The following is a 13486-nucleotide window of genomic DNA, read 5'->3' on the forward strand; positions in this document are numbered from 1 at the left end:
GGTGCCGGGGTGCGGCAGTGCCGTGGTTCGTGTGGTCGGGCCGGATCAGCCGAGGATGTCGCGCGCCGTGCCGATCATCGCGGCGATGGTGGGCGGCAGCCGCTCCTGGTCCGGGTCGTGGTGCTTGCCCTCACGGTGCCGGCGCAGGTTGTGGCCCATGATCGCGGCCATCTTCATGCGGCCGAGCGCCCGGAACCAGTCCATCGCGGGCAGCGCCGGCCGGCCGTCGAGGTAGGCGTCCAGCAGTTCGGCCTCGCTGGGCAGGCCGGGCACGGCGTGCCCCAGCTGGGGGAAGTTGCGGTGGTCGGCGAAGAGCAGGAACCAGCCGAGGTCGATGCGCGGGTCGCCGACGCTCCAGATCTCCCAGTCGACGACGGCCACCGCACGCTCGCCTGCGCACAGCACGTTGCCGAGCCGGAAGTCCCCGTGCAGCAGCACCGGCGGGAGGCCGCCGGGCACGTCGGCGGCGAGGCGAGCCAGCAACTCCTCGCCGCCCGGCCGGAGTTCCGGTGGTACGGCGTGCAGGGTGCGGCTCCACCGCGCCAACTCACCGCCCGCGTCGAGCGGTTCCGGCGCGTCGAGCCCGGGGGTACGGGTGTCGGTGGCGTGCAGCCGCCGCAGCACTGAGGCGATCTCCAGCATGCGGGCGCGGGCCGTGGCGGCGGGCACCTCGGGCTCGTCGAGTACGGGCTCGACGGCCTCGCCGACCGCGAAGTCCATGGCGAACCACGCCGGCTGGGTCTCGTCGACGGCCACGACCCCCGGCACCGGCACCTGCTCCACTGACCCGGCCAGCGCACGCAGGACCCGCGCCTGGCGCAGCACGTCGTTGCGCCCGACGGGCCGCTGCCCCTCAGGCACGGCCTTGACGACGTACCGGGCATCCCCTGCGGTGACCGAGTACGTCAGCCCCGAGTGGCCGCCCGGCAGCACTTCCAACTCCCCGACCCGGGCCCCCGGATGGCGGCGGGCGAGCCGGTCGCGGACCCGGACGGACAGCTCCGGCACCCGCGTGGCGGCCGTGCTCATCGGACGGGCTCCTTCGGCAGGCCGAGCACGCGTTCGGCGAGGATGTTGTGCTGGATCTCGTCGGTGCCGCCCGCGATGCTGTAGCCGGGGGCGCCGAGCAGGTGTTCCGTCCAGGCGTAGGTGCCCCACTCCCCCGTGTCCGCGACCAGGCTCGGGCCCAGCAGCTCGGAGACCAGATCGCTGGTGCGCCGCATGGTCTCGGTGGCGTAGAGCTTGCCGACCGAGGCCTCCGCGCCGGGCTCGCGTCCGGCGACGAGGGCGGCGGTCACCCGCAGTCCGATGAGCCGCTGGACGAGGGTGCGGATGTGGAGGTCGGCGGCCCGCTGCTGCTCGCTGCCGGTGAGCGGGCGGTGCAGGTTCCCGGCGAGTTCCAGCGCCCGGTCGGCGTTGTCCAGGCCGAGGTTGCCGGAGTCGAGCCGTTCGGCGGCCAGCACACTGAGCGTGACCCGCCAGCCCTCGCCGACCGGCCCGAGCCGGTCGGCGTCGGGCACCACCACGCCGTCGAGGTAGACCTCGTTGAAGCTGGTGCCGCCGGTCATCTGCTGGATGGGCCGTACGGTCACGCCCGGCGCGTCCATACGCACCAGGAAGACGGTGATGCCGGCGTGCTTGCGGACGTCCGGATCGGTACGGCACACCGCGACGCCCCAGGTCGCGACGCGGGCCCCGGAGGTCCACACCTTGTGCCCCTGAAGCACCCAGTGGTCGTCTTCGCGCACCGCCCTGGTCCGCACCGCGGCGAGGTCGGATCCGGCCTCGGTCTCCGAGAACAGCTGGCAGGCCAGTTCGTCGGTGCGCAGCATGGGCCGCAGCCAGCGCTCCTTCTGCTCCTCGGTGCCCCAGATGCCGATCGCGGGGGCGACGAGCTGCTGCGTCACCGGGAAGACCTCGGTGCGATGCGGCACGTCGAAGGCCGCCTCCTCGGCGCGGTAGAGCTGCTCGTAGAAGGCGGGCAGACCACGTCCGCCGTACGGCTCCTCCCAGTTGAGCGCGCCCCACCCGTGGTCGTAGCGGGTGCGTTCCCACTCCTGAGTGCGGGCGGTGTGCTCGCGCTCCTGCTCCTCGGTCCAGTTCTCGAAGACGGCGACCGAGTCGGAGCCACTGCCCCACTCCCCGTCGGCGGTGCGGCGCCGAGCGACCGTGGCGAGCCACTGCCGGGCCTGGGCGCGGAACTCCTCGGGTTCCGGGATGGCACTCATCTCTTCCTCCACCTCCGTTCAGCGGGGCATTCATCGGGCCCTTCAGCAGGCCACTTCAGCGGGACAGCACCGTGCACGCGCTCACGCCCGGGGCGCCGTACACATGGGTGAAGCCGATCACGGGTTCGCCGGGGACCTGTCGCTCGCCGGCCCGTCCGCGCAGCTGCTGGACGATCTCGTAGACCTGGCGCAGGCCCGAGGCGCCGATGGGTTCGCCGTTGGCGATGCAGCCGCCGTCGGTGTTGACCGGCAGGGCCCCGCCGATCTCGGTGGCACCGGAGGCGAGAAGCCGCTCCTGCTCGCCGTCCTCGCAGAACCCGCACTCGGCCATGTGCATGACCTCGGCGCCGCTCTCGGTGTCCTGCAACTGACAGACGTCGATGTCGCCCGGGCCGATCCCGGCCTCCTCGAAGGCGGCGGCCGAGGCATCGCGGCTGACGCTGGTGAGCGGGCCCCCGGGGATCCAGGGGCTGAACACCTCGAACGAGCCGAAGCGCCGGGTGCGTACCGCCGCCGAGCGCAGGGTGACCGGCGTGCCCTCCACGGTGCGTGCGGCCTCGGGTGAGCACAGCACCAGCGCGGCCGCGCCTGCTCCCGGGGAGCAGAACATGAAGCGGGTCAGCGGATCGCTGACCATGCCGGAGTCGAGGATCTCCTCGGCGGACACCGGCTTGCGGCGCCAGGCCTCGGGGGTCAGCCCACCGTTGCGGTACGCCTTCTCGGCGACCAGGGCCAGGGTCCGTGGCGTGATGCCGTGGTCGTGCATATAGCGCTGGATCTTCATGCCGAAGAACTGGGTGGTGACCATCAGCCCGTCGCTGCCGTACTCCTCCCCCAGCCCCCAGTCCTCTGGCCTCGGGTCGAAGGCGCCGCGCGGGTGTTTGTCGAAGCCGACGGCGAGGACGACGTCCGCCATGCCGGAGCGGATCGCGTTCACGGCGGAGACCAGCGCGCTGCCGCCGGTGGCGCAGCCGTTCTTGACGTTGACGAACGGCAGCCCGGTGAGGCCGAGTTGGGCCACCAGGGTGTCGGCGAGGCCGGCGCTGTCGCTGCCGCCGAACGCGGCCCGCACCCGCGACCACTCGATCCCGGCGTCCGCGAGCGCGGCGTTCACCGCACCCACGGCCAGCTGTCGGCCGCTCGCCTCCGACCGGCCGAACGGGGTGCGCCCGGCGCCGCAGATCAGGACGTCCGTACTCATGTTCCCTCCTCGCCGGGGGTCGTGGGCCTGGCCCGCGGGACACCGTGGCCGGCGGTCACGGTGAGGGGCATGCCGATACGGATGTCGTCGAGGTCGTCGACTTCGAGGACGGCGGCCACCCGCACGCCTTCCACCAGCTCGACGTAGCCGAGCGCGAACGGCTCGAAGCCGCCGGGCGGGGCCTTGTAGGGCGGGGACTTGGGGGCGTACCGCTGCACCGTCCAGGTCCACAGCCTGCCCGTGCCCCGGAGGACCGCCGGATCGGCCGGTCCACCGCAGCGCGGGCACGCGTCCTCCGCGGGGTAGGCCGTCACCGAGCAGCCGGAGCAGCGTGAGCCCTGGAGCCCGACGGCGGCGGCGACGGCGGTCGGACTCCGCGGATCCGTGACCATGCGGATCAGCGCCCCGTCCACTTGGGTTCGCGCTTCTCCAGGAACGCCGACACGCCTTCGTTCGCGTCCTCGGAGTTGAGGGCCACGCCCACGGCGAGGTGTTCCATCACCATCAGCGACTGGATGTCGGCGTCCAGGCTGCGGTCGATCGTCATCTTCGTCAGCCACATCATGAAGGGGCTCTTGTCGACGAGGTCCCCGATGAAGTCATCGACCGTCTCGTCCAGCTTGTCGGCCGGGGCGGACTTGTTGATCAGTCCGAACTCGACGGCCTCGACACCGGAGAGGAGCTTGCCGGTGAGCATCAGCTCCTTGGTCTTGCGGATGCCGATCATGCGCGGCACCCGGTAGATCGGGCCGGCCCCGCCGAACAGCGCGCGGCGGATGTGGAAGTCGCCGATCTTGGCGTCGTCCACGGAGATGGCGAAATCACAGGAGATCATGATCTCGAAGCCGCCGGCGGTGACGTAGCCCTCCAGGACCGCGACCGAGGGGGTCTTCATCGAGTAGAGGCGGTCGCACACCTTCGCGGACTTCACCGCGACGTCGATCGCGTTCGACTTGCCGACGTACTCCGCCTTCAGACTGTCGAGGTCGAAGCCCGAGCAGAAGGTGCCGCCCCGGCCGCGCACCACCAGGACCCGCAGCTCGGGATCCTCGTCGACCTCGGTGATGATCTCGTCGAGCCGGTCCAGGATCGGCACGGTGACACAGTTCTTCTTCCACGGGCGGTTGAGCCACACACGGGCGACGTGGCCGTCGCGCTCGAACTGGATCTCGTCTTCCACTGCCATCTTCCAACCCCTTCGAACGAACCGATGCTCAAACTGAACTGAATTCATTACGAGTGTGAAAGCGATGCCTGTCCCTGTCAACCCCTTGATCGATACAGGCCTACTTCGGTTCAGTTACCGTGCCAAGTTGGTCCGCCCAGCGCTCGGCCATCATCATGACCGTGGTGTTGGTCGGCACGGCCGGGATGTCCGGCATGGCGGAGGCGTCGACGACGTACAGCGCGTCGACCCCGTGCACCTTGCCGGCCTGGTCGACCACCGCGGCCGGGGTGCCCTCCCCGCCCATCGCGCAGGTGCCCACCGCGTGGCAGTAGGTGTTCTTGCCCTGGAGGACGGCTCGTGTGAGGTCGGCGTCCGTGGTCGCCTCGGGGCCCGGCCAGGTCTCGGCACGTACGTACTTCTCCAGAGGGCCCGAGCCCACGATCTCCCGGATCTGCCGGATGCCGGCCACCATGCGCCGTACGTCGTCGGGGTGGTCGAACAGCCCCAACCGGATGCTCGGGTCGGCCTCAGGGGCGCGTGAGGTGATCTCCACTCTGCCCAACGAGTACGGGCGGACCACGGCGAGGGGCACGAGCATCACCCCGGGCTCCATGGTGAACGGCAGTGCGTGCAGGTCGACTTCGCCTTGGCCGACCGCTCCCGTGCCCGCGCCGCCCGCCGAGGAGAACGCCAGGACCGTCTGGAGCGGCGGCATGAGCTCCTCCCCGACCGCCTCCGCGTCCACGGCGTAGGTGAGGTAGACCATCGGGTGGTCGCGCAGATTCCTGCCGACGCCTTCGAGGTGCCGTATCACGGGGATGGACAGCTCTTCGAGAAGCCGCCGCGGGCCGATGCCCGAGCGCATCAGGATCGCCGGGCTGCCGATGGCCCCGGCGGACAGGACGATCAGGTCGGCTTCGAGAGCGGTGCCGTCGGCGAGGATCACCGCACGGGCCGTGCCGTCCTCGGTGAACTCCACGCGGTCCACGGTCCGTTCGCCCAGTACGGTCAGGTTCTCGCGGTGGCGGGCCGGGCCGAGGTAGGCGATGGCGGAGCTCTGCCGGATGCCGTTCTTGCGGTTGAAGGGGACCGGGCCCGCGCCGCGCCGGCGGGCTCCGTTGATGTCCTGGTGGAGGGGGTGGCCGGCCTGCGCACAGGCCTCCAGGAACGCGGACATGACCGGGCGCAGCCCGTTGCCCTCGGTGAAGCGCTCGATGTGTACGGGGCCTCCGGTGCCGTGCAGTTCCCCGCCGACCGGGTCGTCCTCCAGCTTCTTCAGATACGGGAGCACCTGGTCCCAGGACCAGCGGTCGTTGCCCAGTCCGGTCCAGCGGGCGAAGTCCTCGGGGGTGGGCCGCAGGGCGTTGGCGCCGTTGACGGACGACGAGCCGCCGATGACCTTGCCCCGCAGGACGGGTACGACGCCCTGCTGGACGATCCCGAACATCGGGATGCTGTCGGCGTCGACGACGTGGTCGGCGGACTCGTAGCCCCAGTCGTGGGTGGTGAAGCCGAACTGGTCGGCGTCGAGCACCTCCGGGGCGGTCTCCTCCGGGGTGCGGTAGTCGGGACCCGCCTCGACCAGCGTGACGGTGTTCGCGGGGTCCTCGCTGAGCCTGGCGGCCAGGACACCACCGGCGGAACCTCCGCCGCACACCACTATGCGACGTGCCATGGTTACCTCTCTTCTTCTCTTCGTTGAGATGAAGCTCTTCTTCGTGGAGGTGAAGCCGCTCCTCAGCCCAGGGGTGCGCCGGACAGGGCGATCGACTTGGATTCGAGGAAGTCGTCGAGGCCTTCGGGGCCGTTCTCGCGGCCGATGCCGGACTTCTTGCTGCCGCCGAAGGGGGCGTTGATGTCGAGGGTGTAGGCGTTGATGCTGAAGGTTCCGGTGCGTACGCGGCGGGCGATCCGGAGGGCGGCTTCCTCGTCCTGGGTCCAGACGGTTCCGGAGAGCCCGTACGGCGAGTCGTTGGCGAGTTCGACGGCGTGGTCGGGACCGTCGTGCGGGATGGCGACGACGACGGGGCCGAAGATCTCCTCCTGCGCGATCCGCATGTCGTTGGTGACGTCGGTGAAGAGGGTGGGTTCGACGTACCAGCCGGTGCTCGGGTCGGCGGGGCGGCCACCGCCGCAGGCCACGGTGGCACCTTCCTTCCTGCCGAGGGCGATGTACTCCTCGACGCGCGCCCGGTGCGCCTCGGTGATCATCGGCCCGATCACGGTCGCGGGATCGGCCGGGTCGCCGATGGGCAGGGCGCTCATGTGGCGGGCCAGGGCCTCGGTGAACTCGGTGTAGCGGGAGCGCGGCAGCAGGACGCGGGTCTGGGCGGTGCAGATCTCGCCCTGCATGAAGGCGGCGCCGCAGCCGACGAGTCCCGGGACGACGGCGTCGATGTCGGCGTCCTCCAGCACGATCGCCGCCGATTTCCCGCCCAGTTCCAGGGTCACTCGGCGGATGTCGCGGCCGCACGCCTCGGCGATACGGGCGCCGACCGCGGTGCTTCCCGTGAAGCTGACCTTGTCCACACCCGGGTGGGCGACCACGTACGCGCTCTCCTCGGCGTCGGCGGCGAACAGGCCGATGACGCCCTCGGGAACGGCCGATTCGGCGACGACCTCGGCGAACACATGGCAGGCGAGCGGATCCTGCACCGGCACCTTGACGATGACCGTGCAGCCGGCCATGAGGGCGGGGGCGATCTTCTGAGCGCTCAGCGGCAGCGGGCCGTTCCAGGCGGGGATGGCCACGACGACGCCGACGGGTTCGCGGACGACGAGCGTGCGGGTCGGTCCGTTGACCCGCTCCTCCTCGAGGACGTGTCCCTCGGCCAATGTGGCGTAGAAGCGCAGGTAGTTGGAGGGCGCGACAGCGAAGTAGCCCTCGGCGAAGCCGCGCGGGCAGCCGGTCTCGGCCATGGCCAGTCCGGCGAGTTCGGCCGCGCGCGTGTCGAGGCGGTCGGCGAGGTCGCGCAGGGCCGCGGCGCGCTGGTGAACGCTCCACCTCGGCCAGGGGCCGGCGTCGAACGCCTGGCGGGCCGCGGCCACGGCGGCGTCGACGTCCACCGTGGAGGCCAGGGGAACGTGACCGATGACCTCCTCGGTGCTGGGTGAGACGACCTGCGCGACGCGGTCGGTGGAGGGGGCGGTGAGCCGGCCTCCGATGAGGATGCGGTCGTAGTGGTGTGCCATGCGGTGACTGCCTCTCTGGGGAAACGCGAGAAACGAGGAAGCGCGGAAGCGGCTCGTCACAGCGGCCTCGCGGCCCGTGCCGCCAAGGACTCGGCCGCCGCGCGCCCCTCCGCGACCGCGTCCGCGATGCGGCGCGGCACGACGCAGTCGCCGACCGCGCGGACGGTCTGGTGGGCGGCCGGGGAGAAGTCGGGGCGGCGCGGGCGCCGTTCGCCGACGGTGACCAGGACATCGGCGGCGAGGGGCGTCTCCTGACCGTCCAGGACATGGCGCAGGCGTACGCCGTCGGTGGTCGTCGAGGTCACGGTGCTCATCGCGACGACACGCAGGGGCGCACCGGTGAGCCGGTTCATCAGCTGGGTGCGGTTCTCCGGCGACAGGCCGGTGGCGAAACCGGTGCCGGGGGTGATGAACGTGACTTCCCTGGCGCCGGCCGCCAGCGCGCTCTCCACGGCACTGATGCCCTGCCACCAGCCGAAGCCGTCGTCGAGGACGGCGACGACGGGCGCGTCCGGTACGACGTCCGTGCACCGGCTCAGGAAAAGGGAACTCGTGAGTGTCCGAAGTTCGCCGGGCACGGAGACGGACGCCTCCTCCGCGCCGGTGGCGAGCACGATTCGGTCGTACGCCGCCAGGTCGTCGAGGTCGTCGGGCTCTGGGGAGGCCCCCAGCAGCACCCGCACGCCGAGATCGGAGAGTTGCTCGCGCTGGTAGTCGACGAACTTCTGCCAGCCGGGACGGTGCGGGGCGAGGGACGCGAGGCGTGCCTGGCCGCCGGCTTGCCGGGCCGTGTCGAAGACGGTCGCCTCGGCGCCGGAACGGGCGAGCGCCAACGCGCACTCCATGCCGGCGGGGCCCGCTCCCAGGACAGCGACAGGACCGCCGGCGGCAGGACCGCTGCGACCGCCCGGCCGGGTGAGCAGCAGCGGAACAGCCGGGCGGGTGGCGGCTCCCGGCGGACCCAGCTCGGGGTTCACCGAGCAGGACCCGGTGGGCTCGAAGGTCCGGCAGCCCTCGTTGCAGCCCGTACAGGGGCGTACGGATCTCTCGTCGCCCGCGATCACCTTGCGGGCGAAGTCGGGGTCGGCCATGAACGGCCGGGCCATCCCGACCAGATCGGCCCCCGAGTCCAGCGCCCGCTCGATGTCCGCCACCGACCGGAAACCCTGGCTGACCAGGAGCGGCAGGGCGACCGCCGAGCGGAGCCGGGCCACGGACTCCAGCAGCGGCGGGCGAGTGGTGGCCATACCGGGGACGTAGGTGTTGCGGACGCCGGTGGTGACGTTGACGTACCCGAAGGGCGAGGCGGCGCACAGCCGTGGCAGCAGTTCGGTCAGGTCGCCCAGGCCGAGTCCGGAGTCCTCGCCGGGCTCCACCGACACCCGTACGCCGATGGGGAGTTCACCGATCTCGGTGCGGATGGCGTCGATCACCTGGGCGAGCAGGGCGATGCGGTCGCCGTACTCGTCGTCGCGGGTGTTGTTGGCCCGGGAGAGGAACTGGGCGAGCAGGTAGCCGTGGCCGGCGTGCAGTTCCACACCGTGAAAACCCGCCTGCACGCTGTTGGCCGCGGAGACGCGGAACGCCTCGACGACGCCGCGTACCTCTTCGGCGCTCAGCGGGCGGGGCGGGGCCGCCTCACGGGGCGAGCGGACGGCCGCGGCGGAGACCGGCGCGTAGTACGTGCCGGCGCCCAGGGTCTCCCGGCCGAGATGGACGAGCTGCGCGACGGCCACGGCACCCTCGTCGGTGATGGCCTCGGCGCGGCGGCGTACCGCGTCCTTGATCTCGGGGCGCCACGCTTCGGTCAGATAGCGCTGTGGCAGCGTCGATTCGGGGGCCACGGCGGTGCCTCCGGTGATCACCAGGCCGGCGCCGCCCTGGGCCAGCCGCCGCCAGTAGGTCGCGTCGGCCTCGGTGGGTGCGCCGTCGCTGACGGCAGCGGTGGCGTGGGCGGTGGCGACGAGACGATTGCGGAGGGTGAGATCGCCGAGTGTGAACGGTGCGGCGAGGTCGGGCGGGGTGCGGGGCGTCGCTGTCATGCGGCTGCGGCTCTCTGTCGTCTCGTCCGTCCTCCTGCCTGGTCAGGCGGCGGAGCCGGTGGTGGGGCCGATGCCGGTGGTGGGGCCAATGCCGGCGGTGGGGCCAATGCCGGCGGTGGAGCCAATGCCGGCGGTGGAGCCCGTGCCAGCGGTGGAGCCGGTGCCAGCAGTGGAGCCGATGCCGGCGGTGGGGCCGGTGCCGGCGGTGGGGCCGGTGCCAGCGGTGGAGCCCGTGCCAGCGGTGGAGCCCGTGCCAGCAGTGGGGCCGATGCCAGCAGTGGAGCCGGTGCCAGCGCTGGAGCCGGTGCCAGCAGTGGAGCCGATGCCGGCGGTGGGGCCGGTGCCAGCAGTGGGGCCAATGCCAGCAGTGGAGCCGGTGCCGGCGGTGGGATCGTTTCCGGTGGTGAGGCCGATGAGTTCGGCGAGTCGGGTCCGGTGCCGGTCCGTCGTGCCGAAGAGCACCTCGCCGCCGCGCGCGCGGCGCACGTACAGATGGGCCGGGTGCTCCCAGGTGAAGCCGATGCCGCCGTGCAGTTGGACGTACTCGGCCGTCGCGAGACGGAAGGTCTCGGAGCAGACCACGGCGGCGGCACAGGCGGCCACCGGCAGCTGCGACGAGGCGACGGCGGACGGCGAGGACATCGCCCGCGCGGCCGCGCAGGCAGTCGCGTACGCGGACGCGGTGCGTGCCGCCTCCAGCGCGACCAGCACATCGGCCAGCCGGTGCTTGACGGCCTGGAAGGAACCGATGGGCCGCCCGAACTGGTGGCGCTGGGCGGCGAATTCGACCGTGGCGTCCAGCGCGTGTCCGCTGCCGCCGACCTGCTCGGCCGCCAGCGCGGCCCGCCCCGCGTCGAGGGTCGCCGCGACGGTTTCTTCGGTCCCCTCCGCCGTGCCCAAGGCGGTGGCCGGCGCCCCCCGGAACTCCACCAGCGCCTGGCGCCGCGTCTCGTCCAGGACCCGGCGCGGAGTGCGCCGGCTGGTGTCCTGCGTGGGCTCACAGGCGAACAGCCTCGGCCCGGCGGGGGTTCGCGCCCGTACCAGGATCAGATCCGCGCCGGCCCCGTCGAGGACGAAGTCCGCCTGACCGCGCAGCACCCAGCCCGAACCGACCTGCTCGGCCGTGACGCCGGGCTCGTCGGGCCCGTCGGGACTGGCGGGACTGGCGGGTTCAGGGGCGTCGAACCCGGCCACGGTCGCGGTGAGCGTGCCGTCGGCGATCCGCGGCAGGTAACACTCGCACGCCGTATGGTCGCCGCTGTACAGCAGGGCGTGCGCGGCGAGGGCCACCGTGGGCAGCAGCGGCGCGCAGTACAGGGCGCGCCCGGATTCCTCCAGGGCTACGGCCAGTTCGGCGAACGTGAAGCCGGCCCCGCCGTACTCCTCGGGAACGGCCAGTCCATGGACCCCGATCTCGCCCGCGAGCCGCGCCCAGACCGGTTCGTCGTATCCGCGCGGGGTGCCCAGATGCTTGCGGACGTCCTCGGGACTGCTCGCCTCGGTGAAGAAGTCCCGCAGGACGGCGCGCAGTTGCCGCTGTTCGTCGGTTTCGGACAGCGACTGGGGGTCGATCTCGGGGTGACGACGACGCATGGGAGCTCCTCACAAAACTGAACTCAATTCATTGACCGTAGGCACAAGTCTCCGGCCGGGCAAGACCTGTGCACGAGTCGGTTCGGCTCAGGCCGTGAACCGGCCGCCGTTGGCGAGCAGCACCGCGCCGACCAGGTTCGCCGCGGCATCGCTCGCCAGGAAGAGCGCGATGTCGGCGATCTCCTCGGCTGTCGCGTACGGGCGCACCCGCGGGTCGGCGAAGCCGGCACGCAGCGCCTCGGGCGTGCGCGCCGCCATCCCCGTCTCCGTCGGCCCCGGAGCGACCACGTTCACGCGGATCCCGGACGCGACGACCTCTTTGGCCACGGCCTGGCTCAGTGCGTGCACACCGGCTTTGGAGGCGGCGTAGTGGGGATAGCCGACGGGTGTGTCGAAGGCGGACGACGAACCGATCACCACGATCGCCCCGGCCCCGAAGGGGCGCATGGCGCGCACCGCGGCGCGCAGCACATGGAACGTGCCGTCCAGGTTCACTCGCATGACGCGCCGCCAGGAGGCGTCGTCGAGGGAATCGGCCATCTCGACCGGCCGGCCCTCGACCAGCGCGTTGGCGATGCGCTGCTTGGCCTCGGGGTCGTCGACCCCGGCCGCGTGCACCAGGACGTCGAGTCGCCCGTGCCGGCGCAGTACATCCTGGACGGCGGCATCGACCTCGGCCGCGTCCGCCACGTCGAGTGCGACCGCCCGAGCGGTGGGCAGTTCCTTCGCGACGGCCTCGGCGGCGTCGCCGTCCACGTCCAGCAGGACGACGGCCCGCGCCCCGTCCGCCGCGAGCTTGCGGGCGACCGCCGCACCCATGCCGGAGCCGGCGCCCGTCACCATGGCGACCTTGCCCGCGAAGCTGTCCGTCCGCACGTTCCGCACGTTCACGTCTGTGCCGGTCAAGGCGATCTCCCCTTCACCACTCTCGACTGTATTGAACTGACTTCACCTCTGTTACCGTGGCGGCCGGGGGGCTGACAAGACCTGGGACGGTGAAGATGAGGGCACTGCGACTGACGGCGTGGGGCGAGCCCCCGACACGGGTCGAGGTCGAGCGGCCCGTCCCCCGCGGCGCCGAGGTACTGGTGCGGGTCGAAGCCACCGGACTGTGCCACTCCGACCTGCACGTCATCGCGGCGGCCGCGGGGGCACTCCCCTACCAGCTCCCGTTCACCCTCGGCCACGAAGTCGCCGGGCGGACCGCGGCCCTGGGGCCCGACGCCGACGGGGTGCGGATCGGTGACCGCGTGGTGCTCTACGGACCGTGGGGCTGCGGCACCTGCGACCGGTGTGCCACGGGCCGGGACAACTACTGCGACCGGCGCGACACCCTCGCCTGGCACGGGGCGGGACTGGGCCGGGACGGCGGAATGGCCGAGTACGTGCTCGTCCCGTCCGCCCGCCATCTGGTGCCGATCGACGACTTGCCGGCCGATCAGGCGGCTCCGCTCTCCGACGCGGGCCTGACCTCCTATCACGCCGTGGCCGGGCTCCGGCACGCGCTCGGGGAGGGAACCACCACCGCCGTCATCGGTGTCGGCGGGCTCGGTCACCTGGCCGTGCAGATCCTCCGCGCGACCACCGCGAGTCGCGTGCTGGCGGTCGACGTCCGGGAGGATGCCCTGGCTCTCGCGGACCGCTCCGGCGCGGACTTCGGCACCCTGGTGCGGCCGGACACCGCTCAGGTCCTGAAGGCGCGAAGCGGTGGCGTGGGAGTGGACGCCGTGCTCGACTTCGTCGGCACCACGCAGACGCTGGAACTCGCCGCCGGTGTCCTGCGGCCGGGTGGTGAACTCGCCGTCGTCGGCAGCGGAGGCGGCCGTCTGACGGTCTCCAAGCCGGGCGTTCTCCCGCCGGGCTTCAGGCTCTCGCTGCCCTTCTGGGGAACCCGCCCCGAACTCGCCGAGGTCGTCGCGCTGGCACGCTCGGGGGCGATTCACGTCGAGACGCAGCGGTTCCCCCTGTCCGCCGCACCGGAGGCGATCGACCGGCTTCGACGGGGCCGAGTGCGCGGGCGGGCCGTACTCGTCCCCGACTGACCGGGTTCAGACATCACGTA

The 13486-nt window shown here is 72.0% G+C and carries 11 protein-coding genes; 1 reads left to right on the forward strand and 10 read right to left on the reverse strand.

Translation table 11 applies throughout. From position 1 onward, the window contains the following. Positions 1 to 45: 45 nt before the first annotated feature. The 10 genes from AB0I77_RS43815 to AB0I77_RS43860 form a co-directional block, all read right to left on the reverse strand. Positions 46 to 1029, reverse strand: coding sequence for a phosphotransferase family protein (locus AB0I77_RS43815; RefSeq protein WP_363288465.1), 984 nt, complete (start codon positions 1027 to 1029; stop codon positions 46 to 48). Next, positions 1026 to 2228, reverse strand: coding sequence for an acyl-CoA dehydrogenase family protein (locus tag AB0I77_RS43820; protein ID WP_363288466.1), 1203 nt, complete (start codon positions 2226 to 2228; stop codon positions 1026 to 1028). Before AB0I77_RS43820 ends, AB0I77_RS43815 begins: the two co-directional genes overlap by 4 nt. Positions 2229 to 2283: 55 nt before the next feature. After that, entirely contained in the window at positions 2284 to 3429 is a 1146-nt protein-coding gene (locus AB0I77_RS43825) for a thiolase family protein (protein ID WP_363288467.1), read from the reverse strand. Then, positions 3426 to 3821 carry an OB-fold domain-containing protein gene (locus AB0I77_RS43830; RefSeq protein WP_363288522.1) on the reverse strand — a complete coding sequence of 132 codons (396 nt, stop codon included), beginning with the start codon at positions 3819 to 3821 and terminating at the stop codon, positions 3426 to 3428. Before AB0I77_RS43830 ends, AB0I77_RS43825 begins: the two co-directional genes overlap by 4 nt. Before the next feature lie 5 nt (positions 3822 to 3826). Continuing rightward, on the reverse strand, positions 3827 to 4615 hold the full coding sequence (locus tag AB0I77_RS43835; protein WP_363288468.1) for an enoyl-CoA hydratase/isomerase family protein: 789 nt from the start codon (positions 4613 to 4615) through the stop codon (positions 3827 to 3829). Between the two features lie 100 nt (positions 4616 to 4715). After that, positions 4716 to 6272, reverse strand: coding sequence for a GMC family oxidoreductase N-terminal domain-containing protein (locus AB0I77_RS43840; protein WP_363288469.1), 1557 nt, complete (start codon positions 6270 to 6272; stop codon positions 4716 to 4718). 62 nt (positions 6273 to 6334) lie between these two features. Beyond that, positions 6335 to 7789, reverse strand: a complete 1455-nt coding sequence (locus tag AB0I77_RS43845) for an aldehyde dehydrogenase (protein WP_363288470.1) — start codon at positions 7787 to 7789, stop codon at positions 6335 to 6337. A 56-nt stretch (positions 7790 to 7845) separates the two neighbouring features. Then, positions 7846 to 9831 carry an FAD-dependent oxidoreductase gene (locus tag AB0I77_RS43850; RefSeq protein ID WP_363288471.1) on the reverse strand — a complete coding sequence of 662 codons (1986 nt, stop codon included), beginning with the start codon at positions 9829 to 9831 and terminating at the stop codon, positions 7846 to 7848. Positions 9832 to 9873: 42 nt separating this feature from the next. Beyond that, positions 9874 to 11424 (reverse strand): acyl-CoA dehydrogenase family protein, encoded by a 1551-nt coding sequence (locus AB0I77_RS43855; protein ID WP_363288472.1) that lies wholly within the window; start codon positions 11422 to 11424, stop codon positions 9874 to 9876. An 87-nt stretch (positions 11425 to 11511) separates the two neighbouring features. Next, positions 11512 to 12330 (reverse strand): SDR family NAD(P)-dependent oxidoreductase, encoded by an 819-nt coding sequence (locus AB0I77_RS43860; RefSeq protein WP_363288473.1) that lies wholly within the window; start codon positions 12328 to 12330, stop codon positions 11512 to 11514. A gap of 95 nt (positions 12331 to 12425) precedes the next feature. Here AB0I77_RS43860 and AB0I77_RS43865 point away from each other — a divergent pair, with 95 nt between their 5' ends. Then, positions 12426 to 13466 (forward strand): NAD(P)-dependent alcohol dehydrogenase, encoded by a 1041-nt coding sequence (locus tag AB0I77_RS43865; protein WP_363288474.1) that lies wholly within the window; start codon positions 12426 to 12428, stop codon positions 13464 to 13466. Positions 13467 to 13486: the final 20 nt, after the last annotated feature.

It is taken from the genome of Streptomyces sp. NPDC050619 (genome assembly GCF_040654815.1).
Taxonomy (GTDB): domain Bacteria; phylum Actinomycetota; class Actinomycetes; order Streptomycetales; family Streptomycetaceae; genus Streptomyces.